Here is a 23995-nt window from a genome sequence, read left to right as displayed (position 1 = left end):
TTTTTGTCCTATGCTTAGTAAAGCTTCGGAGCCCGCTGCCGGGGTCAAAATATTGGCGTTTAATGTCATTCAAGTGCCGTTTAGCAAGTAAGAATGCAATACGCGTGCCGTAGAAATTCAGTTTAAAGTGGAGCACCTATATGTCCGGGGTTTTAGATAGCGTCAATCAGCGCACACAGTTAGTCGGCCAAAACCGTCTGGAACTGCTCTTATTTCGTCTGCAGGGCGATCAGATATACGGTATCAATGTTTTTAAGGTAAAAGAGGTATTGCAATGCCCCAAATTGACCATGATGCCCAAGCGGCACCCTGTAGTGCGGGGCGTGGCGCATATCAGGGGGGAAACCATTCCCATTATGGATATGGGGTTGGCCACCGGGCAGTCTCCGGTGCCGGAAAATGAGATCAACAATTCCTTTGTGATCATTACGGAGTACAACCGAAAGACCCAAGGATTTCTGGTCAGTGGCGTAGAGCGTATTGTTAACCTCAATTGGGAAGAAATGCATCCGCCACCCAAGGGAGCCGGCAAGGATAATTATCTGACGGCTGTAACCCGACTCGATGACCGAATGATTGAAGTGATTGATGTTGAGAAGATTCTGGCTGAAGTGGCACCTTCCAGGGATACTGTCGATGCGGAATATATTGATCCCGAAGTTCATTCCAGAGCGGAAGAGTTTCGTGTATTAGTGGTAGATGATTCAACCGTCGCCCGTCGCCAGATCGTTCATTGTATGGAAGCCATCGGTGTGGAAGTTGTGACGAAAAATGATGGTAAGCAGGCTTATGAATATCTAAAATCCCTCGTCGCTGACGGCAGCAGGATAAGGGATCACATCAGTTTAATGATCTCTGATGTGGAGATGCCGGAAATGGATGGTTATACGTTAACCTCCCATTGTAAAAATGATCCGGATCTGAAAGATCTTTATATCATGCTGCATACCTCGTTGAGTGGGGTATTTAACAAAGCCATGGTGGCCAAGGTCGGGGCGGATGATTTTATGGCTAAATTCAATCCCGACGAGCTGGCCCAAAGAATTTCAACCATTTTGAAAGATGTTGAAGCTGCCCGTAGTGGTGGTTGATCAACATCCTGTGTGACTTATTCCGGCAAAGGAAGTATTCGCTCTGCTTAACAACACCGATTACGATAAATTTCGGGACTTTCTGAAAAAAGCTTGCGGCATAGTGCTGGGTGACAATAAGCAATACCTTGTACAAAGTCGCTTGCGCCGCATCATGGCGGAGGAAGGTATTGCCACGGTCGGAGAGCTGGTCGACAAAATGAACCGGTCGATCCGTAACCCTCTGCGTGAGTCCGTCGTTGATGCAATGACGACCAACGAAACTTTATGGTTTCGTGATGTTCACCCGTTCAGGATACTCGAAGAAAAAATCCTCCCTGAGCTTTTGAGCAATAAGAGTCTTTCTCAGATCAGATTGTGGTCTGCGGCCTGCTCCACTGGTCAAGAGCCTTATTCCATTTCCATGGTCTACGATGAATTCAAGCGTCGGAATCTGGGAGCTTCCAGAGCGTCACTCAACATTGTGGCGACTGACATCTCGGCCAGCGTGCTGGCAACGGCGCGTAAGGCCGAATATGAGATGCTGGCTATCGGCCGGGGACTCTCCAAGGAGAGGATGAATACCTATTTTACCAAAACCCCTGACGGCTCCTGGAAAGTTAAACCGGAGATCTGCCGGGGAGTGGATTTTCGTTCCCTGAATCTCATGGATTCCTACAGCCTGCTGGGTAAATTCGACATTATTTTTTGTCGAAATGTCCTGATCTATTTCTCGGCGGAATCCAAACTGGATATCCTCAAACGCATGCATGCAGCTCTCAAGCCTGGCGGTTATCTGGTCCTGGGGGCTTCTGAGTCCCTTAGCGGATTACCGGAAAAATACGAGATGGTGCACTGTAATCCTGGGATTATCTACCGCGCTAAATAAGTGGCTTCCAATACTCTTTATTCCACTCCGGGTTTGTCTGCCTGGAGTGATTAGTGCTTATCTGACGTCAAGTGATTCGTCGATGGTCGTTAATTTCTGAGATGATTGCAAAGGAAGCCTCAGGATGTCCTTTCATCTGTTTTAATGGCGCAGGTTGAGTAAATGAAAGTTGATTAAGGTTTTGAAAAAAATTAGTCTACGAAAATAGTTTTTTAACGGTTCATCAAATGAATTGTTTTCTTACCTATGTCTCTAAACCAAGTGGCCATAAATCAGGAGGCCAAGGAATAACATGGAAATGTGCCAACCCCGCTTTTTTACGATTTATGCCAGTCCGCTAGGTTTTTAATTTATCTATAACAGGCGCATCAGTCTGTCATTGATCTCTTCTCAGCTATAACTAGGTCCTATTGGAATGACGACGAGTCAAGCATCCCCTGTGGTTTAACTTGCTCGCTATCAACAATTATTGACCACCTCTGTCCCTAAGCCTTTGATAAGGTGTAGTTTAAGGAAAATATATGTTTGCTAACCTGGATAATCATTTATTGAAGAACATGCCTATACCGAAAAAGTCCGCATTGGCGGCGGCCATGTCCGTGTTTTCTCTCAGTGCACTGGCTGATCTTCCTACCGTTGCGATAGACGTAACCCCGAAAGTTTCTCCTCCTTTCTATACCTCCACTGGGCTTGGAATTACCAAAGGCGACACTGCTCAGGAAGCATTGGTTATCTGGTGGGAGCTTTATATGCGCCACTATAAAGTGAAACCCTACGGCAAACTGGACTGTGTTTACTTATTAAGATCTAAAACGGACGGCGATATTGTCGCCAACGCCAAATTGGCGCTGGATTGCAACGGCGGCGTAAATATATATGGTACTCCTGGCTGTCCAACGGGTTATGCCGAGGTGGGCTCTATGTGTAAAATCCACGGCGTGATACCAGATAAAAACCGCGCCGGCGGTTGTCCTACAGTGGCTGATTCTGTCAGCCTGGGTGTTGGTGAAACATTTTTGCGAGAAGTGGACTATCTGGATGCGGATAACTCCTTGCTGTTTTTCTCCCGTATGTATTCAAGCAAAGCCTACTCAGATATCAACACAATATCAGGATGGCGTAATGCCTACTCCAGAAGGGTCAATTATCGAAACGTTAACAGGGTGAAAATCGCTGAAGTCGTGACCGACGACGGACAGGCGTATTCATTTACCCTGGATGGCGATAAATGGGTAAGCGATCCAGACGTCAATGTCAGCTTGCGTCTTTTCAAGGGCGACTCCGGGTTGAACATGTGGGAAGTGCAGCGAGATGGCTTAGTTGAGATTTACAACAACACCGGAAGATTGTTATCCGTGAGCAATGCTTCCGGGGAAGAGATAACACTGTCCTATTACGCCAACACGGATCTTGTACAGGAAATCGTCGCTACAAATGGGAAGAAACTGCAACTGTTCTATCAAGGCGCTTTTTTAAGCTCTATGATCGCTCCTAATGGGCAGCAGTTTGTATATGAGTTTGACGCAAAAAATAACTTGGCGACGCTTTCTCGTAAGGACAATCCCGAAGCTTCACCTGTGCTTTTGAAGCGCTACCACTATGAAAATGCTAAGTATTCTCATCATATGACTAGTCTCACTGACGGCTCCGGCGTGTCGATTGCAACATGGACTTATGATGAGCAAGGAAGAACGAAATCCGCTGTAACAGGAGATGACGCGGAGAGTTATACCATTGTGTATAACGAAGATGAGTCCGTCACTGTCACTCGTGATCAGGGTCAGCTGACCACTTACTATTTTGAAACGATTTATGGCGTCCGCAAAGTAGTGCGGGTGGATGGCGACGCGTCCAGCAGTTGCGCAAGCTCTGAAGCGCTTTACACCTATGACGTAAATGGATATCTCGATACCGTTACGGACAGGAATGGACTTGTCACTGACTATGATTACAACCGTAGCGGCAAGTTAGTTAGGCGTGTGGAGGCCAAAAATTCGCCGGCGGAGCATACTGTTACATTTGAATAAGACGCTGGCGATGTGTTGATCAGATCTGAACTTCTACAGCTGTAGAAGTTCAGATCCTCTACCACTCATGTTGTAGCTTGTCATATTCACGAAAAATTGCCTCAAGAGGATCTGCTACTTCTTTGGGCACATAGATTCCGTAATAGCACTGGTCCAGGCTAACGTATTCGACGAACTTACCTGGAAGCATTGGCTCTATAACCTTGTGGAGAAAGTCATAGAACTCCCCGACCACCCAGTCAGATTGTTGTTCCCATTCAGCCGAATATTTCTCTCCGTCGATAACGACGGAGATCCCCGCCCTCTCGTTTTCATAATCCAAGAATGATTCGTAGTCTTTGCGACCAATCTGCAGATTTTTTCGAAATGCACTTAAATGGTATGAAAATACCGTCCTGTAATCCGAGGGGTTCTCAATACATTCGAGGTCATAGGAAATGGCTTTATCGCCAGCGTATCCTTCAATAATATTCCATAAGGCACTTGGTGAATCTGGTGTTTTGATAACGCCAGCTTTAACCAATGCATCGAACAAGTCTTGTGTATTCACGATTGCCCCTCATTACTGCCCTGGAAAATCTGCAGTCCTCAGATTTCCCAATAACGTCTTAGATCAGATAAAACAACAATCCCTTGCAGTTGTTGCATGATATCGATTTGTTAGAGCTTGATTGTCGCTTTGTGAAGGTGTTCCTTTAAATTCCTAACCCTTTCATTTCCACAGTTACTCCCCACTGTATACCTGTAGACGTTGTTGTCAGAGGTAACATTACTGGCCCCACCTTTTTTAAGCGCTCTGTATAGATCGTCCTTCGGGATTTTGTGGTTTGCATTGTTACTCAACACAAACAGATCAAGACTTCCACGCAGGCCAAAATGCTGAGCCGCTTGCTTTAAGGACCTGGTGACACCAGAATACAGGGCAGCGTTAGCACCCACAAGGTCTTGTCTTGTCATGCCATGTTCGCCCTCGACGTTTAAATTCTTTATGTAAACATTGCTCATTATGTAGCCGGGCTCAACTCGATAAAATTGGGCGGCGATGCTTACCGCGGTAATAATATCGCTAACTCTGGTGCCATCAATGTCGAACACCCAAATCTCATTATCAATAAAGGCCGCTTCTTTTATCGTGCCCTTAAGCCTGCCTTGGAAAGGAGAAGACTCCTTACCATATTTGCTCTTCCAGACAGCGAAAGTATTCAAAGTTGTTCTGAGTACATGTTTCCTGGATACCCTGTCATTCAGCACGATGTTGACATCGGTTTTATACTCTTCGCTTCCCTCTGCAAGGGTCATTGCTCCCTTGGTCATAGTTGCTTCCTTTTACTATCTACTATTCTTCTTCCATGGAATCTGATGACATGAATGAGCCATGGGCAAGCTCACCTGTTTGAGAGGCTTTCTCGTAGGCTTCATTAACACATATGCTGGTATCAGAATCGTCCTGCCAATCTTCTTCCCGATACAGCTTGCACTCAATAACCTCCTGCAGAACGAGCTTAATATCATTTAGCAGTGAAGCTCTTACCTGTTCGACAGCCTCCTCAGCATCCTCTGCAAAAGCAACGGAATATCCGTACATGAACTCTGAACCGTCAAAATGAACAGGGCAACCCTCAAGGATTGTAGATTTTGAAATCACTACCCACTTAACCATCAACATATTTCGCGCTTCCTTTTTGCTTCCTTTTGAGTCAAGTCTAAATTGCTGACAGCAATTGCTCATTCGTATTGCCTCAGCGTGTGACATTCTATCAATGGCGAGGGCTCAATCACATTGGCCCTTCGGGCGAAGTAACGGGAAAGGGAGAGATGTAGGCTGCGATCACTAGGTATTCATCGTAATTATCTTTCAGGCATCCGGGCGAGTGACGGCGGTGGGTAATAGAGTGGGGGCCGTCCGCTGTGTGATCTTTTATATAGGTTTAGGACAACACTGTTTCTTTTAGTGGGAGGGGGCTTGAAGGTATATTTTTTGGCAAACGAATTCTGGAAAGATTATAGAAAAGAAAAAGGCCAGCATTTGCTGGCCTTTTAATCATGGCGGTGAGGGAGGGATTCGAACCCTCAAAGGTGGTTTTCTCGGCCTACCAAGGGCCACCTGAAGCCCCGCAAATATTGGGTTTCTCAAATTAAGCTTTATCTCAAGTTGGCTCAAAAAGGCTTTGGATTGGGCCGAAATTGGGCCGAGAAAACGCTTCAGAAAAGTCGGCCTCCTTTTTATAGCTTTGATCGGACAGACTCATGTTGTGTGAAATTTCCACAGCCCGCCTATCATGGATCGTCCTGCAAAAAAAACTGTGCGTAAATATAGTATACATTTGGAGTGTGTTAAAAAATGCACGCTTTGGCGAACCATATGGCTCGCTTTGGGGGAAGTGAATTTATAAAAATTGCGATAATTCAATAGCCTGGCGACTAGTTTTTTTTTGATAACGAGACCACAACGAATGTGTATATTCGCACGCACGGTTTCTCGTGGATGAGGTAGTCTGACTTTTCGGGATTTTTACACTGGAATCAGTGGGCTGGAGGAACTATCTTGAAAATATTGGTATGGAAAAACGCGCATGCACGATATACAACCGTTATATGGAATAGCTAATGGTCCAAGCAATACTGTCGTTACTGATTGTTGTTCCCGCATTTATTATCGGGGTGGGGCTTGTACCGATTTACTGGATCGCATTGCCCGTGGCAATTGCATATGTAAAAGCCATCCTCTCGGCGGGAGAGGCTATTCCAGGGCAAGACTTCAGCAGGCTAAGTGCTGAGGAATTTCATAGTTCGGATAAGAATGTGAAGGCATTCTTTGTGGGGCTAGTCGTAATCGGTGCCGCTGTGTTTGGTCTGGGCAAGCTCGTGGCGTGGGTGTTCTTATGAGAACGTCAGCATATAACAAGCGGCTGTACCGGATAAATTTCCGCTGTCACCTTTTGTGCATGGAGCTGCACAAAAGCCGCCATCAAAAATTTACCCGGTGAGTCGGGCGTTATGCACCAATCGGAATGCAGCATGAAATTACCAATTGAGTATCGCTGGCTTAAAGCTCACAAATTTAACGGGCTTCTTCCTTGGTGGTTCATAGAGAGCCCAGGGCAAGAGGGACTGCGATTGGAGTACCAAAAGGAAACAGGCGAAGACTTCTATCCCTTTGCTAGGCGCCAAGACTGTGATGACGTAGCTGGATTTAAGGTTGTTGATGGTGAGATTCTCAGTATCGTCGTTAGCGTTCATTTAACTTGGGCTGGTAAACGAGAATTAGAAGGCTTTCCAGCAAGAGCTGAGTACGCCAATATATTCCATTGGCTTTCGGAGGAAGTTGTTCCTGAAACAGCAGAATGGGTAACTGAAGAAGACCTTGCAGATTTGGAGGAGGAAAATGCATAACAAGGTTGTCAACCTGATGCAGTTTGCTACGCTCCGTTTTGCGGTGGCTTCGCCACTTTACCGCAAAACTCCACTCCACAAACCGCACAGGTTACAACGGCGTTAGATTGGTATGAGATTTAGAAATAGCAAAGGTCATCAGTTGGAATTAACTATTCTCAGTTGGGAATTTCCTAACGAAGACTGGTTGATGATTGGGATTCTAGGAACTGATGATGAAGGTTCTTGGGAGGGAAAGGATCCAAGCTTAACCTTTTCTGAGGCCAAAGAACTATCAAGTTGGTTGGTGTCTCCCGGTAATTTTGAAGATTCAAGTATTGAGTTTATGGAGCCAGAACTTGAGTTCAGATATAAGCATGGAGAACTCAGAATCTATCTCGAATGGAACCTGAGACCTCCTTGGAGACCATCTGATAATGATGACGATGAGGGATACTATTTGGCTTTTGCTGCATCAATTGAAGAGTTAAAGAAACAATCGAAGAATCTAGATGAGATGCTAGAGAAAGTAAGTGATATGCGAAATTAATCTAACAAAAGGGTCGTACTGACACCTGGCGGCGCAGCACACCCAAGTGTTATAGGTAATCCATGGCTGAGAGCATTGCGATAATATTCAAAGATGTCTCCTGGGATACTCTTTGTATTGATTTAACTGAAGTAGCTGAAAACGATGTGGGTGGAAAGAAGCACTGGTGGTATCCATCGGCTAATGATGATTATACATTAAGCCTATACGAGTATGATTCATGGCTCAGAGAATGTGAACCTGATGAAGCTAGCGACATCAAAAATCAACTGGGTTCAGAGCCAAGTGCAATTCTATGCATTGAATTGCGTCGCTCTGCCCAAAATAAATCGTGTGATCATGCAGAGTTTATTGTTGTTACTCTACTGGAAATGTACGGTGGCATCGCAGATGACGCGATGGAAAAGCGCTGGAGCTTGCAGCAAATTAAAGAGGGTGGCTTTCTAAATGTATACAGGTGCAACCTATAACAAGCGCCATCAAGCCGATATTTATTCCGGCGCTTGTTTTTTGTTCGCTTCACTTTTAACAAAAATCAATCCCCTCCATAAATGCGGTTGTGGCGGGCGTTAGGATTCTATGAAGGAAAATTCGACAAAATGGTGGTTCCTTTGCACAAATGCGACCTCGCTCTTGGGAGTGATAGCCCTTGGTTGCGCACTGACAGCAAAATTTGATTTAGTGAATCGCGTTGACGTTATCAAACCTATTGTGCTTACCACGTTTATAGGCGTCTTTCCGTTGTTTATTCTATTTATAATCAATCAAATAAGAGACTCTAAAAAAGAAGAAAAAATTGAGGAAAATACGCCACTTTTAAAAAATATCATATCTTCTTTTATAGAGCCCATTGTATATTTGCAACAGGTGCCAAAAGTATACTTATTTGTTTCTGTGGTCCTTTTTATTTCAAGTATTTACATACTTTATCCGTTTGGTAGCACTCATTGGTCAACTGGTACAGAGTTCCTTAAGGAGCACGCAGTTGGCTTCGGTGCTGGAGCTTCTCTTTTTTATGCAGTAATGCTCCCCTATTTTTCACACAAGTCAGCAAATGTTAGCTCAATCAAAGTCGAATCCTAAAAAGCGGCTGTTATTAGCCGCTGAAAAAGAATAGAGTAAGAGGACACCCAATCGTTGTTAGCCGCTGAAAAAGAATAGAGTAAGAGGACACCCAATCGTTGACATAGGATATCCACCGATCTAAAGTTGAGCTGTATATAAAAACAGTAATTGGGGTTATGGATGACTCGCGCCAGAAAAGAACTGATTTCTCTTTCCGATACACGCTACTACCACTGTATTGCCCGCTGTGTCCGTCGCGCTTTTCTTTGCGGTCAGGATGATTTTTCCGGTCAAAGCTATGAGCATCGCCGTCAATGGATTGTGGACAGGCTCTTCTTCCTATCTGAGGTTTTCACAATTGATGTTGTGGCCTATGCGGTAATGAGCAACCACTATCATGTGGTCTTGAGAGTGGATACTGAACGGGTGAAACACTGGACTGAAGACGAAATCATTGAACGCTGGTGCCGCTTGTTTGGCGGCCATCCGCTGATAGCCCGGTATCGGAAAGGCGAGAAGCTGGATGAAGGCGCTTTATTAAAAGTTTCGGAAATTGCTAGTGAATGGCGTGAGCGGTTGCAATCCATTAGCTGGTTCATGCGCTGTCTTAACGAGCATATCGCCCGCAAGGCCAATGAAGAAGACGGCTGTAAAGGTCGCTTCTGGGAGGGGAGATTCAAATCACAGGCATTGCTGGATGAAGCGGCGCTATTGACCTGTATGACCTACGTGGATCTTAATCCTATCCGGGCAGGGATGGCGAAGCTACCGGAGACCTCTGACTATACCTCAATCCAGGAACGAATCGAAGATCTCAAAACTCCAAGCCAGAAGTCCCGCTTAGTCCGGTTCATAGGTAACGAACGAAAGCATGCTGAGGACAATGGGATATTTTTCCATCTCCAGGATTATCTGGAACTGGTGGACTGGACGGGCAGGGCAATTAGAGAAGACAAACGGGGTGCCATTTCAGCCCATGTACAGCCTATTCTAAAAAGACTCAATATTGATCCGGCAGAGTGGACGGAAAGTATCAAGTACTTCGGACACAGATTTCCGCGACTGGCGGGTAGACTGGATCAACTGGACAAAGCCGTCGCTCAACTTGGACAACGATGGTGTCAGGGACGAACCCATTCTCAACGGTTGTACCTTGTCTAGCACTCATTCAACTCTCGTTTTGAGCAATCAACAGAACAGTTGAGGCCCGTTTGTGCCAGACTCAAATGAGTTACCATTCAAACGTATTGAGCCCTATTTTTGATTATTTGAGTGATCGATTAGCAGTTCAGGCGGGTGTCCTAACTCTGCTCCTATCTCTGCTATGGGGCTGAGTAGTCTGTGATCCTACTTCTAGTAGCTCAGTCTCTATGTCTTCAAACTTTTTGGTGTCCTCGCGGATCTTGTCTTTTAAAGCTTCAAGCTTTTTACGAATGTGATTCATTGTGTTTTGATGAGTATCCGCCAAATTTCATACGGCTTCGTTGTCGAAATCGATAATCTGCTTGCCAAATACATCTACGGCTTCATTTTCTAAGCGTTCTTTCAAGCCAAGCAACTCTAAGCAATCATTGCCAGCATCAGTGGCTTCGTCCTCATCATTAGCTGTTTCAGCTATGCGTTTCAGTCTGGCAATCTCATTGGTAAGAGATTCAAGCACCGCGCGAGTCTCCCAGTCCAAAAGGGAAACATGCATTTCTCTAAGTTCAGCCATTAGCCCACCTGCTTTTTGAATACTTTATGGCACTTCATTGCCAGCTTTGAAAGAAGCCCTTTAAATTCATCAAGGGGCATGTTGGACACAGGGCAAATGCTGTAGTGCCCGGCACGATCATTAATCAGCTTTAAACCTGTTGGAAGGGCTGTATGCTTGGCGATCTTCCATACCCGCCTTGACATAGACGTTTAATCAATCCGCTCTTTGGTAGACAAAGACACCCCTTTTCCGTTTGCCGCAGCTACAAGTATGCCGTTGACTTCAATAGTATCAATACCCTTTGGCCTTCTCACATTTGTAAGTCGAGGATCTGTTGAATTTCCGAGTCTATATAGGTCCTCTGGAGCCATAAATAGATCTTCAACATTCATTTCCATTTCTCCTTTCAGTCGTCCATTAAACCCGCGGTTTGCACGTCTCAGCAAAAAGTCACCGGAAGGTGCTACAGCTGAGGATGCTATCAGTGAAGTCGTGTACCTGGCATCGGCCGTTTGGTTTACTGAGATTAAGAATAAATAAAAAGGTAGATAGTCTAAGGTGGAAGTAGGGCAGTAAATAAGAGGGGGGCTATTCAGACTTTTATTGATGCTGGTGAGGGGCGAAGCATGGCTTTCGCCCTACGAGCGATCTGAAGCTGTGCTTCAGAGCTGGACGGTCGCCGACCGAGTCTGGAAAAGAAAAAGGCCAGCATTTGCTGGCCTTTTAATCGTGGCGGTGAGGGAGGGATTCGAACCCTCGATACGCGTTAACGTATACACGCTTTCCAGGCGTGCTCCTTCAACCACTCGGACACCTCACCTAAAACTGTTTGGGATGTATCTGGCGACACATCTATGAGCATCAGCTTTCTGTGCTCAATTTCCGAGGGCCGCTACTCTAAACGAAAGGCTGCCCAAAGGCAAGATTTAGAAAGCAATTTATGCCCATCCGGTGACATTAATTCATCCCTCATTTCTAAATGGTTAAAAAAAAGCCCGTTTTGAAAACGGGCCTATTACCAGGAGAAAGTTTTAGGTCTGATTAACATCTGCCTTTCAGGCGACCTGTTCGGCAACCTGTTGGATTTCTCTGGAGCTGAGCAGCTTGCCCAGCTTGTCCAGAAGCCTGCCGTTCCAGCAGAGTTTTTGTCTGTCGTTGCAGCTTGTTGGATCCAGGTCGTCAAAGCCGATATAGACGGGGATGTCGAAGGTGGATTCCAGTTCCTCTACAACGTCGGCACAGAGATCTTCGTCATTGGTTTGCACGAGCCAGGCATCCAGTGGCTGCTGCTGCGCAAATTCGGCCGCATGTTGAAGTTTTTCAGGGTCGCAGCTGACACCAATACAGTAATTGTGACGGACCAGGAAACGGCTCAGGTAATGGCGTAGATCTGGGCGTTCTACAATCAGTCCTACAGAGCCGGCATAGGGCTTGTTGGACTTGGCTGGTTTGATTTTGGCGTAACGACCGATTGCCCGTTCAAGACCAAAGATGTTGAAAGGCTTGGCCAGGTAGTGATTGATATCAAGACGTCTGGTCCAGTCGGAAAACAGTTCTGTGTCTTCCTCTGACATCAGGACAATGGGCACCGGGCGGGTTCGATAGAGACCGCGCATACAAATGACCACTTCCGGTGTCGACATATCTTTCAGGTTCTGGTCCAGAATAATGACTGACGGACGGAACCTGTGCAGAAAATTCAATGCTTCTTTGGCTGAGCCAACCGGCAGGCAGCGGACACCAAGAGATTTGATCATATTGGCGAGAGCAGAGCGCACCTTGTTATTGGGTTCCACCAGAAGCACGATCTCATTTGATCCGCGCGCAGCCTTGATTTTTTTAGCTGCTGCCTGAAAGCCTGAGGTGTCTTCTGTGGAGGCTTTTTCCGAAGGTAGCTGGCGGTCTCGTGATGCCGGTTCGAACAGATGGGTCAACCTTGCGCCTGCCTTTTCAATGCTCGTGCTGGCAGGGGATACTTGGTTGGTCAGCTGTGGGATACCGGAGGAATCGCTTCCGTCATCGCTGTTATGGCTTCTTCGTGCACTCGGTCCGGCAGCTTTAGCTCTCGCTGCGGCTGACGGTCTGGTATTACCGGCAGCGGATACGGCACGGGAAGGCGACGGAACCGCTTTGGGTCTGGGCCTTTGTTTTGCCTTGCTGGTCTTGGGAGCCTCGGTTTTATCTGAGTCAAACGCGGGCATGAGGTTGTCATCCAGGGCCAGATCGCTGACATCCGCATAGGTTTGCTCCAGCAGCTGTGACTCAGCTGCATGGCGCTCCGGCTTTGGAGTATCAGAGTCGGGAGTTTCATTTTTAGGGAAATGCCCAGACTGCAACGGACTTCCGGTCAACGGGATGCGCAGTGCATCGTGTGCACTCATTTCCCAGATAGCGTTGTCCTGCATATCTATGTTGTAAATTGCCCGGCTCGGGACTTCTTGGCGTTTGAATATTTGCTTGGCTACACGCCGGATGAACGACTTCTGATCCTTGCGTGGTCGCTGTATCGTCTTTTCCATGGATCACCCTTCGGAATAGGTTTTATCGACTTTTGTGTATGCCTACTCGCTCTACCGCGGGACTCCATTCTCGGTTGCGTTTATTTTTCCATCTAGCGGCGATAACTGTTCCCTTTAATGGGAAGCTGTTATTAGTTGGTTCGTGACCTGTTTTTCTTAGCTGATTAAGAGGGATGTGCTATCGCCTTTCGCAGTAACGGTTAATCATACAGTGTTCAGAAAAGGCCACAACCGGCCATAAGGCCTATCTGGGCTCAGAAATTAGGCGTATATGGTGGTCTGAATAATCGACTTAAACCGTGAAACTCTGACTCTAAGTGGCGCGCAAATCTGAGCAGGGAGTGACATCAAACGTCATCCGCTCATCGCTGTAGGGATGGTTGAATGCAATTGATTGTGCGTGCAGTAAAAGACGAGATGATTGCGCGATGATGTCGGGGGAAGCATAGAATCTGTCGCCCAATATCGGATGACCAAGCGCCAGCATGTGGACTCTTAACTGATGTGAGCGTCCGGTAATCGGGTAGAGTGCGACCAAGGTGGAATTTGCACTCCGGCTGATGACGCTGAAACGGGTTTGTGCGGGTTTGCCATGCTCAAAGCAGACTTTCTGCTTGGGCCGGTGCTCCCAGTCGCATATAAGGGGCAGATCAACCAAACCGCTGTCCTGCTCCATCACGCCGGCCACTCTAGCCACATAGGTTTTGGCGACCGTTCGGTTCATGAATTGCTTTTTCAATGCAATCTCGGCCTTCTTTCTCAAGGCAAGTATCAGGACGCCAGAAGTGGCCATATCAAGCCGGTGGACAACCTGGCTGAGAGGGTATATCTGCTGAACCCTGCGCCATATGGAGTCTTCCAGTTCACTGCCTTTGCCGGGGGATGTAAGAATGCCGCTAGGTTTGTTTACCACGATAATGTCACGGTCCCTGTAACGTATGTCGAGCCAGGGAATCGTGGGGGGCTGGTAAGTGAAAGGTGTGTTGGTGTCTGACATCGGAAAGCTTGGTATTACAGGGCCTGGTGGAAAGCGGATTATTATAACCCATCGACAATAATGTCATCGTCATTTTTCCATCGTTTGGGGTAATGCCAGTGAAATCAGAGTCGTGGTCATCAGAAAAACAGCGGCAACACCAAGACAGGCTGTCAGCCCGTAAAGTTGGAAGATCGCACCGGAGAGAACGGTGCCGATAAGGCGACCCATGGCATTGGCCATGTAGTAAAAACCTACATCGAGTGAGGCTCCGTCTTCTGAGGCAAAATGCACAATCAGGAAGCTGTGTAAGGCCGAATTGACGGCAAATACGATGGCAAACAGCAATAGGCCGCCAATAATCACGGCATAGGTGTTGAGTTGAAAATAGAGTCCTGCAGCGATCGCTGCCGGGATCAATGCCAGTAAGCCTGCCCATCGCGTGGCGGCTCCACGGTAATCAACCTTGCTGTCATCGTTAGATTGAGAGAAAGTCAGAATTTTTGGGGACAGCGATTGGACGGTGCCGTAGCCGATAATCCAGCAGGCAAGAAATCCACCGGTCTGCCAGAACGTCCAGTGAAAGGTTTCACTGAGGTAAACCGGGAGCGCGACGACAAACCATACATCCCGGGAAGCAAACAGAAATAAGCGTGCGGCAGAAAGGATGTTGACGGCCCGGCTTTTCGAAAATATCTCCCGGAACTTGGGTTTTGATGAGGCTTTTCCAAGATCATGCTGCAAGGCGGCCAGACTGAAAAGCCAGCAGGCGCCCAGGAGGATCGCCATGGCGATCATGGCTGACTGGAAGCCGAGTATGCTGAGTAGTGCGCCGCCGAGAAAGAATCCTATACCTTTGAGCGCATTTTTTGATCCGGTTAGAAATGCCACCCATTTAAATAGCCGGCTGTGGGCGTCTATAGGTACGAGGGACTTTACTGCACTCTTGGCACTCATTTTATTGAGATCTTTGGCGATGCCGGACAGTGCCTGGGCGGCCATCACCCAGGGTACGGTCAGCCAGGAAGCCGGGGCCATCAGCATGGTCAGTGCGACAATTTGCATGGCCAGGCCAATGTTCATGGTTCGGTTAAGACCGATTCTGGCTCCCAGCCAGCCGCCAATCAGATTGGTAACAACACCGAAAAACTCATAAAACAAAAACAGCAGGGCAATTTCCAATGGCGAATATCCAAGCCCGTGAAAGTGCAATACAACCAGCATGCGCAGAGCGCCGTCAGTGAGGGTAAACGCCCAGTAGTTCCCGGTAATAATGAGGTATTGGCGGATATCGGTTGATAATCTCGGCGGCATATTTAGGCTCGATTGAAAGGGCTTATCTGTGACAGCTTAAGTATAAGAGCTTGGTGGCTATTAAGAGTTGCATGCCATAGTTACATGCAGGATATGGCGCCTTACAAAAGGTGCCCGATCTTTACTGCCAACTCGGCCATCCGGTTAACGTAACCCCATTCATTGTCATACCAGGCATAGACCTTTACATGGGTTTTATTCACGACCATGGTGGACAGGGCATCGATGATGGAGGATCGCGGGTCGGTGCGATAATCGATGGAAACCAGAGGTCTCTCTTCAAAGCCCAGAATGCCTTTAAGGTTGGTTTGTGAAGCGTGTTTAAACAGGTGATTTACCTCTTCAGCGGTTGTCGAACTTTTCACTTCAAATACGCAGTCCGTCAGTGACGCGTTGAGCAATGGTACTCGGACGGCGTGGCCGTTAAGTCGCCCTTCCAGTTCCGGGAAAATCCTGGTGATCGCAGTCGCTGATCCAGTGGTGGTGGGAATCAGGCTCATGCTGCTGGCGCGTGCCCGACGCAAATCCTTGTGAGGCGCGTCAATAATGGTTTGGGTGTTGGTCAGGTCGTGGATCGTTGTCATTGAACCATGGTGAATACCCAGTGACTCATGCAGTACTTTTACCACAGGGGCCAGGCAGTTAGTGGTGCAGGAAGCCGCCGTAACAATCGGGTGTACACTGTTATCGTATAGGTGATCATTTACCCCCATCACGACATTGAGGATGCCTTCTTCTTTCACCGGAGCGGAAACAATTACCTTCTTCACCCCCTGCGCAAGATATTGCTCCAGCAATGCTTTTTGACGCATGACGCCGGAGCATTCAAGCACTATGTCACATTGGCTCCAATCTGTGTCTTCGATGGAAGTGTTGCGGGTCAAGCGTATGGGAGTTTGGTCAATCAGCAAGGCATTTTCATTGTGTCCGATTTCATGGTTCCAACGACCATGTACAGAATCAAACTGAAGCAAGTGGGCATGAACTTCAGGTGTTTCAGCCGGATCATTAATCTGGATGAATTCTATCTCAGGAAAATTCCAGGCGGCGCGTAATACCAGTCGTCCCATTCGGCCAAAGCCGTTAATACCTACTCGGATGCTCATGAAGCTCTCTCGTGATTTGTTTGTTCCCTGAGATTACTCCCCAGGGCTGTAATGTTATGGGGACAGATGTATGTCTCTGTCCCCATAGATTTCTCTGTCGGCATAGAATTCTCTGTCAGCATAGATTGTTCTAATGCCGGTTCTATGCGTTTAACAGCAGCGGCCGGCTGATTCCGGCTTGATTTTGTTGATGCAGCAGGCTGCTTTGTCTCCAGATTCGTGAAGATCTTCCTTTTCTGCGGAGGGTTCTTCTTTGCCATACGTCGGAATGCTTTCAAGGCTATGAAAGCCTTCCCATGCCACGCCATCAGGATCCACCGTCCAATGCTTGTTGGAGCGGGCATAGCAACAGGTGGCGCCCGGTTCGTTAACAACAGGTTGATCCGCATGGCGCATGGCCTCGTGAATTTGTTCCAACTCGCCCTCTGACTCTGCCTGTAGGCCAAGGTGATCCAGACCTGATTTTCGGCTTCGAGTAGAAATGGCAAAGTTGACTCGCGGATCATCAAGCATCCATTTGGCGTAATCGTCTTTAACCAGAGTGGGTTCAACAGCAAACAGCCGGTTATAGAATTGAATGCTGTTTTCCAGATCTTTGACGTTGAGATGGATGTGCAAGCGTTTCATTTGGTCTCCTGTATATTCGGAATATCGAATATAGTCTGTTGTTGATGGGGAAACGGTCGAAGTCTTGGCTAACTATGCTTGGTTGTATCAAGATTCAAGGCGATACCTGTGTGATGTTTATGCCTGGCATGTATTGGGGGCTATCCCTGTGAGTGTTTCTGCTGTCTCTTCGTCACAACAGCTATTGCCGGATAAATTTCTTCTGGCGTCACTGATCAATGCTTCGTTGCCTGCCACAGTGAGTTTCAATACCTGGTCAAACCATGCAGGAATGTCAGGGTTAAGGCGATAGTACACCCATTGCTTTTGCTTCCTGTCCAGCAATACACCTGTTGCTTTGAGTTGTGCCAGGTGCCGGGAAATTTTCGGTTGGCTGAGACTCAGGGCGGACACCAGGTCACACACGCAGAGCTCTCCTCTGAGCACAATCAGGCAGATGGTTTTTAAGCGGGTGTCATCCGCCAGGGTCTTAAACAGATCGACAGGGTTCATATGGAGCTCCATATATATGGTATTCCATATATAGCACTGAGATATGTAAAGTTCAATGACTATTTATGAGGATCAGAGATAAGAGGATAAGAGGATAAGAGATAAGAGGGTCAGGGGCAGCCCTTGGAGCAACGTGCCAATGTCGTCCAAGGGCTGGGAAGTGCAGAGAGAAGTCGCAGGGAAGCCAGGACGATGGGAATTAACCGGCAGGCCGAATACGAGCCGGTGCGATGAGACCGATGGTGAAGGCTGTGCCGATAAGAATTACAAGGCAACCAACCAACATATAAGCGGTGATCTGTTCAGCCAGATATACGTGCCCCCAGAGCATCGCGAACACTGGAACAAGAAAGGTCACCGAAACCGTCTTGGTAGGGCCGACGCGGGATATCAGGCCATAGAAAAGTATATAGGCGAATGCTGTACAAACTGCCCCAAGGGCTGTGACGAACACCCAGGCAGTTGATGAGATTGTCTGACTTGGCCAGTAGAGCCATGTCAGAGGAAGCATCAGGATGGCGGCTGTCGCCTGACTCATGGTGGCCAGTACGATGGGCTGGGTGCCGCTCAGGTAGCGCTTGGTATAGTTGGCGGATACGCCGTAACTCATGGTGGCCAGAGTACAGGCGATGATGGCCATCGTCGGGCCTGAAAAACTGAGCTCTCCTTTGCCGAGAACGAGGATAAATACTCCGAGAAATCCCAGCATGATGCCACCCAATTGCCACCGGGTCAGCCAGTCTCCCAACCACAAGGCGCCGACGATGGCACTCCAGAGAGGAACACTGGAGTTCAGCAGGGACGTGTAGCCGGCACTGACGTGAACTGTGGCGAAGCCCAGTAACGTGAAGGGTAGAGCTGAATTGGTAATGCCAAGCACAATATAGTGGGGCAGGCGTGACCAGTCGATTTTGTTACGGTAGCGCCACAACAGAAAAGGCAAAAGACAGAGTGCGGCAATACCGATTCTCAGTTGGATCATGGCAATCGGGCCAAATTCGGGGACTGCCACGCGCATAAATAAAAAGGAAGCGCCCCAGATGGCCGCTAGAAAAGTCAGGATTAGGCTGTCTTTTGCTGTCACGTCATTCTCGCTCGTTATTATTCCGTTGTCGGATTCGGATCAAATAAAGGGATCCAAATCAAGTAATGAGATCCAATTCAAGAAAAGGGGTCCGAATCAAATCAGGCGTTCAGGTAGTGCGCCTTCCAGAGTCAGTAGGGCTTGTTTTCGGTCCAGCCCTCCCGCATAGCCTGTAAGTGAGAGATTCTTCCCTATCACGCGGTGGCAGGGAATGATAATGGATAAGGGATTTCTACCAACGGCGGCAGCCACCGCCCGAGTTGCATTGGGGTGATTCAACTCCATTGCCAAATCACTATAACTTCTGGTGTTTCCAGGCTGAATGCGTAGTAATACCTGCCAAACCCGCTTCTGAAATTCCGTGCCTTGAGGAGTCAAAACCAGCTCCTGCACCGGGGGGAAATCTGCGTTGTTTTCTCTATGGAAATAGCGAAGCAGCCAACTATGGGATTGCTCCAATACCTCATGACTGCCGGGTTGCCAACGTGCCGACAGTTCCGGGAAGTATTTCTGGCCGTGAAAATAACAGCCGGTCAGGCCATTCCCGTTTGTCGTCAATCTGATGGTGCCCAGAGGCGAATCGATATCCTGATACAGGATGGTTTGTTGGTTCGATAATTCTGTCATGTGAGTTCGTCGGATTGCATTGGATTTAATAAGATTTACTGCTTTCTGATGCCAGGAGGTTCCAGAAGTGCATCGTGATGTAACTGCGCCAAGGGCGCCACTGTCGGGCAATTTCCTTCGCCTCGGTGGCTTTGATCTGCTGGTCTCTGAATATTGCCAATGCTTTAAGAACCCCGACGTCTGCTGCCGGGAAGGCGTCGGTCCAGCCCAATCCGCGCATGGCAATGTATTGTGCAGTCCATTCGCCGATTCCTTTGACCTCAAGGAGCTGCTGAATCTGGTTGTCGATATTGATACCCGGTTCCAGAAACATGGGATCCTGCCTGCTGTGAGCAGCCAGGAGGAGAATGGCCTGGGCTCTTTGACGTATGACCCCGAGTGATGCGATTGAATCGACGGTTACGTGCTCCATGTCGATGGCTGTAGGAAATGCCGTATGCAGTTCGGGAAAAGGTGTTTCTGTCGAGGAGCCAAATTCTTCACTAAATTGCCCCAGCTTTTTAATGGCGGCTGCGACACTGATCTGCTGGCCCAATATGGCGCGAACGCCGATTTCAAATCCGGAGAAACTGCCTGGTACTCTCAGTCCGTTGATCCAGCCCAGTCCGTCAGTCCGGCTCGGTCTATCAATCCTGCTCAGTCCATCAATCCAGTTTTGCGCATCGCTGAAAAATGTGTTGGTTTCCACCGGATTATTCGACAGATCGAGAAAATGCGTTACGCGATTCTTTATCCAGCTTAACTGAGGTAGCAGGGATAGGGGCAGGGTGATGCCGAATCGGTGCTTCTTGGGCAGGTGGCGGATGTCGATCCAGCCAGAGTGAATTGTGCCTTTGCAGTCAACCAGTCTCAGCGTGCGACGATATCCGTCCTCGTACACCCATTCAACACCTGGAATGATACGGGGCTGAAGAAAGTCTCGGAATTGCTGCCAGGCAAAGGGAGCCCGATAGCCGACCTCCAGGTAGAATGTGTCTCCCTGTCCGTTCACAGGATTGCGTTTAAAAGTTGAGGGCGCCTGCCGGTATGCATCCTTGAAGGCGCTGTTGAAACGCCTTTGGCTGTTAAAGCCGGCTGCCAGTGCGATGTCACTGATGCGCAGACTGCAGTCCATCAACAGTTGTCTGGCCAGCAGCAGGCGTCTTGAATGATTATATTCCTGGGGGCTGACGCCGAAGGTTTCATTGAAAATCCTGCGCAGATACCGGTCTGTAATTCCCAGCTTTGCCGCCAGCTCTTCTGTGGAAAGTTCCTGCAGTAGTCCCTTGTCGATCATTTCCTTGGCGGAAATTGCCAGGGTGTTGCCACTGTCGAGAGGGGAGAGGCCTGGGGCCAGCTCCGGGCGGCAGCGCAGGCAGGGGCGATAGCCCGCTTTTTCTGCCGCCGCCGCGCTGATGAAAAACTGTGTGTTTACCTGCTTTGGCGTTTTTACACGGCAGACCGGGCGGCAGTATATGCCGGTGGAGGATACTCCAACGAAAAACAATCCGTCGAATCTCGTGTCTCGGCTCAGCAGCGCTGAATAACAGGTGTTGTGATCTAGTTCCATGGAGGCATCATAGCCTGAGTTGTTTGGAGAAGCTCGCCATTTTCGGAACTGAATTTTTTGTTTTCAGCGGGCATTTTGGCAATTCTTTCGGAGGTCCCGAAATATAAGCGAAAGAGCGGATCGGGGGATCTCATAAACGTCATTGCACCATGGATTGCGCATGAAATTCTGCTGGTCGGGACTAAACTGATAAAGTGGCTCTGTTGAATATCCCTGTCAGCCGTCAGATGAACAGAGGATTACACGGAGGTGAACTTTGCAGGATGTAAAACCAGCTCGGTATTGGCAAACCTGATTCCATGCATGCATATCAAATATGAGATCTGACATGTTTCGGCCCAGCTCGTCGCGGCTATCTCAGTACGGGTGGATACTCCTCACCGCCGTTGGATATTTCACTACGGGTCGCCTGGGGCTCGCCTTTGCTGCGGACAGCGCATACGCCACGGCTATCTGGATACCCTCGGGCATTGCTTTGGCTGCCGTCATCATGGGGGGATACAGGCAAGGGTTTGGAATCTGGTTGGGGTCCTTTCTTGTTAATTATACGGTGACGCTGGAGAACTCCTCCGGCGGCGTCGCTCTCACTCAGGTAGCACTAATAGCCTTTATTGGGATTGGTGCCGCAATTCAGGCCATGCTGGCTCGTTATCTGGTGATGAAATTTGGAAGGTTTCCCAACACTCTGTCTGATCTTTATCTCATTTTTCTATTTATCGTCATTACCGGGCCGCTAAGTTGTCTTGTCAGTGCCACGGTTGGATGTACGTCTCTTGTGACTGCGGGGCTGATGCCAACGGAATCTCTGTTACAGAATTGGGCTGTGTGGTGGCTTGGAGATTCTATCGGCACTGCCATATTTGGACCATTGATCCTGGTGTGGACTTTGAGTCCAGTCAGTATGTGGAAACCCCGGCGGTGGCCGGTATCGTTGACACTTGCTCTGACATTTATTCTTGCCACTGTCGGATTCTATTACGCTAGAAATTCAGAGGAGAACAATGCCCGGCTTCGACTTGAGACGGAAGCCAGGGCTATGGTGATCACCTTTGAGCAGACAATGAAGGCCCAGATTGGCGTGCTGGAGACCGTCGCCAGGAATATGGGAATTGTGCAGCGTAGCTCCCGGAAAACGTTTGAGGATCAGGTTGGGTGGCTGCTGGAGCGTTACGACAATTTGCAGGCCCTGTCCTGGAATCCATATGCCAATGAGCGATTACGTACCTATGTGGAATTGGTGATGCAGCGGGATTATGGCGTGGATACGGGTATTAGAGAGCGGATTGATGGCTCTCTGCAAGAGTCGCCGGAGCATGATGAGATCGTGCCGGTGCAGTTCATTATGCCTTTTGAAGGGAATAAGGAGGCCCTGGGGTTTAATGTATTGGCAAATCCATTCAGGCGTGTGGCACTTGATAAAGCTAGAGATACCAAGGCCCCGGTATTAACTGAGAGAATCCGGTTGGTGCAGGATGACGGAGCTCAGGCGGGGGTACTGGTTTTCTTCCCTAAATTCTCCAGTGACGGGGACATTTTGGATGGGTATTTCACCGCGGTAATCAAAGTAGGGATATTGCTGGAGCATTTCTTTGATAGTCAGAATTTCCGTGGTTTTTTTGTCCGTATAGTCGATACCTCAGATACGGATGAAGGGCTGTTGTATCAAACCCAAATCAGTCGGTCGGGGGAATACCGCGCTGTGACCAGTCAGGATCAGGGCGCTTTTGATTCAGAACTGGTCTGGAAGATTCCTATCAAAGTCGCTGATAGAGAGTGGCTTTTTGTCATTACCCCGACGGTTGACAATTACGTCAGCCACCTGTCTCTGACGGCTTGGTTTGTCTACGTTCTGGGATTATTGTTCTCGGTAATGAGTGGAATGGTGGCGCTCTTTTTCACTGGCAGAACCGTGGCGCTTGAAGTCATGATCAGAGAGCGGACAGCGGCACTGAGGGATTCAGAAAACTCCCTGAAGGCTATTGTGGATAATACTCCGGACGCGTTGCTGGTGGTGGATGTGGATGGTGTGATTATCAGGGCGAATCGTTCTGCAGAAGAGATATTTCTGACCGCAGGACAGGAGTTGTTGGGGGAGAAAATCGTCCATCTAATTCCAGCGCTTGAAGGAGTGAATTTCCATTATGTCCTGAACAGTATTGAGGGCGCTGGAGGGGGAGTCATGGAAACCACCGGGAACCGGCGAAACGGGGATCAGGTTGCGATTGATCTGTCCATTTCTGACTATGGACTGGAAAACAAGCTTTACCACTTGGTCATGGTGAGAGACATCACTGAACGGGCAGAGATTGATCGTATCAAAGATGAGTTTATTTCTACTGTGAGTCATGAGCTTCGCACTCCTTTGACGGCCATAAAAGGGGCATTGGGCCTAATCAGAAATCAGAAAGTCGCGATGGATGAGAAATCAGAAAGTCTGCTCGATATCGCGAATCGTAACAGCCAGCGGTTGTTGGAGCTGGTCAACCGGATTCTGGACTTCAAGAAAATTACCGAAGTGGACTTCAAGATAAAATGCGTCAGGATTTCTGTGGCTGAGTGGCTGCAGGATATCTGCCGTAATAACCAGCCATATGCAGATCACTATCGGGTGCAGTTTGTGCTCGATGCCGTTGATGATGAGCTGGTGATATGGGGAGACAATGAGCGCTTGACTCAGGTTATGACCAATCTGATGTCCAACGCCGCGAAGTTCTCCAAGCCGAATACTGAGGTGCATATCAGTGCGATAAGGCAGAAGAATCATATTCGTATTGAGGTTATAGACAGCGGACCGGGTATTCCGGAAGAATTTTCCGATAAGATTTTTGGGCGATTTGCCCAGGCCGACTCATCGACTTCCAGAACCCAGGGAGGGTCAGGCCTTGGTTTGAATATATCCAAGGCCATTGTGGAGAAGCATGGTGGCAGTATTCACTACCGGAATAAAAATGAAGGTGGCTGCATTTTCTACTTTGACGTGCCGCTCATGCCTGAGCTGACAGAGGCCAAGGCCGCCGTGGATAATTCTTGAA

General features: G+C 48.3%; 24 protein-coding genes and 1 tRNA gene. 10 read left to right on the top strand and 15 right to left on the bottom strand.

The window, feature by feature from the left end; genetic code table 11:
• Nucleotides 1-140 precede the first annotated feature (140 nt).
• From BTA51_RS08065 to BTA51_RS08055, 3 genes are all read left to right on the top strand, one after another.
• Nucleotides 141-1091: a chemotaxis protein CheV gene (locus BTA51_RS08065; protein WP_094706933.1), complete on the top strand. Its 951-nt coding sequence runs from the start codon at nt 141-143 to the stop codon at nt 1089-1091.
• Between the two features lie 43 nt (nt 1092-1134).
• Nucleotides 1135-1959 carry a protein-glutamate O-methyltransferase CheR gene (locus tag BTA51_RS08060; RefSeq protein ID WP_094706932.1) on the top strand — a complete coding sequence of 275 codons (825 nt, stop codon included), beginning with the start codon at nt 1135-1137 and terminating at the stop codon, nt 1957-1959.
• 521 nt (nt 1960-2480) lie between these two features.
• Nucleotides 2481-3986, top strand: a complete 1506-nt coding sequence (locus BTA51_RS08055) for an RHS repeat protein (protein WP_094706931.1) — start codon at nt 2481-2483, stop codon at nt 3984-3986.
• A 58-nt stretch (nt 3987-4044) separates the two neighbouring features.
• Here the strand turns inward: BTA51_RS08055 and BTA51_RS08050 are convergent, their stop codons facing one another.
• From BTA51_RS08050 to BTA51_RS08040, 3 genes are all read right to left on the bottom strand, one after another.
• Entirely contained in the window at nt 4045-4536 is a 492-nt protein-coding gene (locus BTA51_RS08050) for a hypothetical protein (protein WP_094706930.1), read from the bottom strand.
• A 110-nt stretch (nt 4537-4646) separates the two neighbouring features.
• A complete protein-coding gene (locus BTA51_RS08045; protein WP_094706929.1) occupies nt 4647-5300 on the bottom strand; it encodes a hypothetical protein in 654 nt (217 codons plus the stop codon).
• 22 nt (nt 5301-5322) lie between these two features.
• Nucleotides 5323-5652 carry a hypothetical protein gene (locus BTA51_RS08040; RefSeq protein WP_094706928.1) on the bottom strand — a complete coding sequence of 110 codons (330 nt, stop codon included), beginning with the start codon at nt 5650-5652 and terminating at the stop codon, nt 5323-5325.
• Nucleotides 5653-6593: 941 nt separating this feature from the next.
• On the opposite strand from BTA51_RS08040, the gene BTA51_RS08035 reads away from it, so the two are divergent.
• From BTA51_RS08035 to BTA51_RS08010, 6 genes are all read left to right on the top strand, one after another.
• Nucleotides 6594-6872 (top strand): hypothetical protein, encoded by a 279-nt coding sequence (locus BTA51_RS08035; protein ID WP_094706927.1) that lies wholly within the window; start codon nt 6594-6596, stop codon nt 6870-6872.
• 132 nt (nt 6873-7004) lie between these two features.
• A complete protein-coding gene (locus BTA51_RS08030; protein WP_094706926.1) occupies nt 7005-7379 on the top strand; it encodes a hypothetical protein in 375 nt (124 codons plus the stop codon).
• Between the two features lie 112 nt (nt 7380-7491).
• The gene (locus tag BTA51_RS08025) at nt 7492-7908 is read left to right on the top strand and encodes a hypothetical protein (RefSeq protein ID WP_094706925.1); all 417 of its coding nucleotides are present in this window, start codon (nt 7492-7494) and stop codon (nt 7906-7908) included.
• A 62-nt stretch (nt 7909-7970) separates the two neighbouring features.
• Nucleotides 7971-8378, top strand: a complete 408-nt coding sequence (locus tag BTA51_RS08020) for a hypothetical protein (RefSeq protein WP_094706924.1) — start codon at nt 7971-7973, stop codon at nt 8376-8378.
• Nucleotides 8379-8487: 109 nt separating this feature from the next.
• Nucleotides 8488-8991: a hypothetical protein gene (locus tag BTA51_RS08015; RefSeq protein WP_094706923.1), complete on the top strand. Its 504-nt coding sequence runs from the start codon at nt 8488-8490 to the stop codon at nt 8989-8991.
• A 162-nt stretch (nt 8992-9153) separates the two neighbouring features.
• A complete protein-coding gene (locus BTA51_RS08010) occupies nt 9154-10134 on the top strand; it encodes a transposase (RefSeq protein WP_094706922.1) in 981 nt (326 codons plus the stop codon).
• A 310-nt stretch (nt 10135-10444) separates the two neighbouring features.
• On the opposite strand, the gene BTA51_RS08005 is transcribed toward BTA51_RS08010, so the two are convergent.
• The 12 genes from BTA51_RS08005 to BTA51_RS07950 form a co-directional block, all read right to left on the bottom strand.
• Nucleotides 10445-10687, bottom strand: a complete 243-nt coding sequence (locus BTA51_RS08005; protein WP_094706921.1) for a hypothetical protein — start codon at nt 10685-10687, stop codon at nt 10445-10447.
• Nucleotides 10688-10878: 191 nt separating this feature from the next.
• Nucleotides 10879-11061, bottom strand: coding sequence for a hypothetical protein (locus tag BTA51_RS30480; protein ID WP_210404787.1), 183 nt, complete (start codon nt 11059-11061; stop codon nt 10879-10881).
• A 338-nt stretch (nt 11062-11399) separates the two neighbouring features.
• Nucleotides 11400-11489: transfer RNA gene (locus tag BTA51_RS07995), tRNA-Ser, on the bottom strand.
• A gap of 235 nt (nt 11490-11724) precedes the next feature.
• Entirely contained in the window at nt 11725-13188 is a 1464-nt protein-coding gene (locus BTA51_RS07990; protein ID WP_094706920.1) for a response regulator, read from the bottom strand.
• A 313-nt stretch (nt 13189-13501) separates the two neighbouring features.
• A complete protein-coding gene (rluA, locus tag BTA51_RS07985) occupies nt 13502-14185 on the bottom strand; it encodes a bifunctional tRNA pseudouridine(32) synthase/23S rRNA pseudouridine(746) synthase RluA (protein ID WP_094706919.1) in 684 nt (227 codons plus the stop codon).
• 69 nt (nt 14186-14254) lie between these two features.
• Nucleotides 14255-15478 (bottom strand): organoarsenical effux MFS transporter ArsJ, encoded by a 1224-nt coding sequence (gene arsJ, locus BTA51_RS07980; protein WP_094706918.1) that lies wholly within the window; start codon nt 15476-15478, stop codon nt 14255-14257.
• Between the two features lie 101 nt (nt 15479-15579).
• Complete coding sequence (locus BTA51_RS07975) at nt 15580-16584, bottom strand: ArsJ-associated glyceraldehyde-3-phosphate dehydrogenase (RefSeq protein WP_094706917.1); 1005 nt, start codon at nt 16582-16584, stop codon at nt 15580-15582.
• Nucleotides 16585-16734: 150 nt separating this feature from the next.
• Nucleotides 16735-17211 carry an ArsI/CadI family heavy metal resistance metalloenzyme gene (locus BTA51_RS07970; protein ID WP_094706916.1) on the bottom strand — a complete coding sequence of 159 codons (477 nt, stop codon included), beginning with the start codon at nt 17209-17211 and terminating at the stop codon, nt 16735-16737.
• 117 nt (nt 17212-17328) lie between these two features.
• A complete protein-coding gene (locus tag BTA51_RS07965; RefSeq protein WP_094706915.1) occupies nt 17329-17703 on the bottom strand; it encodes a metalloregulator ArsR/SmtB family transcription factor in 375 nt (124 codons plus the stop codon).
• A gap of 199 nt (nt 17704-17902) precedes the next feature.
• The gene (locus BTA51_RS07960; RefSeq protein ID WP_094706914.1) at nt 17903-18787 is read right to left on the bottom strand and encodes a DMT family transporter; all 885 of its coding nucleotides are present in this window, start codon (nt 18785-18787) and stop codon (nt 17903-17905) included.
• A 96-nt stretch (nt 18788-18883) separates the two neighbouring features.
• Nucleotides 18884-19414, bottom strand: a complete 531-nt coding sequence (locus tag BTA51_RS07955; protein WP_094706913.1) for a methylated-DNA--[protein]-cysteine S-methyltransferase — start codon at nt 19412-19414, stop codon at nt 18884-18886.
• 25 nt (nt 19415-19439) lie between these two features.
• Nucleotides 19440-20963 (bottom strand): DNA-3-methyladenine glycosylase 2 family protein, encoded by a 1524-nt coding sequence (locus BTA51_RS07950; RefSeq protein ID WP_094706912.1) that lies wholly within the window; start codon nt 20961-20963, stop codon nt 19440-19442.
• A gap of 328 nt (nt 20964-21291) precedes the next feature.
• Here BTA51_RS07950 and BTA51_RS07945 point away from each other — a divergent pair, with 328 nt between their 5' ends.
• Nucleotides 21292-23994 carry an ATP-binding protein gene (locus BTA51_RS07945; protein ID WP_168188101.1) on the top strand — a complete coding sequence of 901 codons (2703 nt, stop codon included), beginning with the start codon at nt 21292-21294 and terminating at the stop codon, nt 23992-23994.
• Nucleotide 23995 lies beyond the last annotated feature (1 nt).

The sequence above is a fragment of the Hahella sp. CCB-MM4 genome, from assembly GCF_002260525.1.
Classification (GTDB): Bacteria; Pseudomonadota; Gammaproteobacteria; order Pseudomonadales; family Oleiphilaceae; genus Hahella.
The sequence above is the reverse complement of the archived record's forward strand: the minus strand, read 5'-3'. Positions and strand labels throughout refer to the sequence as shown.

What these genes read in the sequence shown, in the direction of transcription:
- BTA51_RS08065 (WP_094706933.1), top strand. Translation starts at nt 141, where the DNA reads ATGTCCGGGGTTTTAGATAGCGTCAATCAGCGCACACAGTTAGTCGGC.
- BTA51_RS08055 (WP_094706931.1), top strand. Translation starts at nt 2,481, where the DNA reads ATGTTTGCTAACCTGGATAATCATTTATTGAAGAACATGCCTATACCG.
- BTA51_RS08045 (WP_094706929.1), bottom strand. Translation starts at nt 5,300, where the DNA reads ATGACCAAGGGAGCAATGACCCTTGCAGAGGGAAGCGAAGAGTATAAA.
- BTA51_RS08040 (WP_094706928.1), bottom strand. Translation starts at nt 5,652, where the DNA reads ATGTTGATGGTTAAGTGGGTAGTGATTTCAAAATCTACAATCCTTGAG.
- BTA51_RS08035 (WP_094706927.1), top strand. Translation starts at nt 6,594, where the DNA reads ATGGTCCAAGCAATACTGTCGTTACTGATTGTTGTTCCCGCATTTATT.
- BTA51_RS08030 (WP_094706926.1), top strand. Translation starts at nt 7,005, where the DNA reads ATGAAATTACCAATTGAGTATCGCTGGCTTAAAGCTCACAAATTTAAC.
- BTA51_RS08025 (WP_094706925.1), top strand. Translation starts at nt 7,492, where the DNA reads ATGAGATTTAGAAATAGCAAAGGTCATCAGTTGGAATTAACTATTCTC.
- BTA51_RS08020 (WP_094706924.1), top strand. Translation starts at nt 7,971, where the DNA reads ATGGCTGAGAGCATTGCGATAATATTCAAAGATGTCTCCTGGGATACT.
- BTA51_RS08015 (WP_094706923.1), top strand. Translation starts at nt 8,488, where the DNA reads ATGAAGGAAAATTCGACAAAATGGTGGTTCCTTTGCACAAATGCGACC.
- BTA51_RS08010 (WP_094706922.1), top strand. Translation starts at nt 9,154, where the DNA reads ATGACTCGCGCCAGAAAAGAACTGATTTCTCTTTCCGATACACGCTAC.
- BTA51_RS08005 (WP_094706921.1), bottom strand. Translation starts at nt 10,687, where the DNA reads ATGGCTGAACTTAGAGAAATGCATGTTTCCCTTTTGGACTGGGAGACT.
- BTA51_RS30480 (WP_210404787.1), bottom strand. Translation starts at nt 11,061, where the DNA reads ATGAATGTTGAAGATCTATTTATGGCTCCAGAGGACCTATATAGACTC.
- BTA51_RS07990 (WP_094706920.1), bottom strand. Translation starts at nt 13,188, where the DNA reads ATGGAAAAGACGATACAGCGACCACGCAAGGATCAGAAGTCGTTCATC.
- rluA (WP_094706919.1), bottom strand. Translation starts at nt 14,185, where the DNA reads ATGTCAGACACCAACACACCTTTCACTTACCAGCCCCCCACGATTCCC.
- arsJ (WP_094706918.1), bottom strand. Translation starts at nt 15,478, where the DNA reads ATGCCGCCGAGATTATCAACCGATATCCGCCAATACCTCATTATTACC.
- BTA51_RS07975 (WP_094706917.1), bottom strand. Translation starts at nt 16,584, where the DNA reads ATGAGCATCCGAGTAGGTATTAACGGCTTTGGCCGAATGGGACGACTG.
- BTA51_RS07970 (WP_094706916.1), bottom strand. Translation starts at nt 17,211, where the DNA reads ATGAAACGCTTGCACATCCATCTCAACGTCAAAGATCTGGAAAACAGC.
- BTA51_RS07965 (WP_094706915.1), bottom strand. Translation starts at nt 17,703, where the DNA reads ATGAACCCTGTCGATCTGTTTAAGACCCTGGCGGATGACACCCGCTTA.
- BTA51_RS07955 (WP_094706913.1), bottom strand. Translation starts at nt 19,414, where the DNA reads ATGACAGAATTATCGAACCAACAAACCATCCTGTATCAGGATATCGAT.
- BTA51_RS07950 (WP_094706912.1), bottom strand. Translation starts at nt 20,963, where the DNA reads ATGGAACTAGATCACAACACCTGTTATTCAGCGCTGCTGAGCCGAGAC.
- BTA51_RS07945 (WP_168188101.1), top strand. Translation starts at nt 21,292, where the DNA reads ATGTTTCGGCCCAGCTCGTCGCGGCTATCTCAGTACGGGTGGATACTC.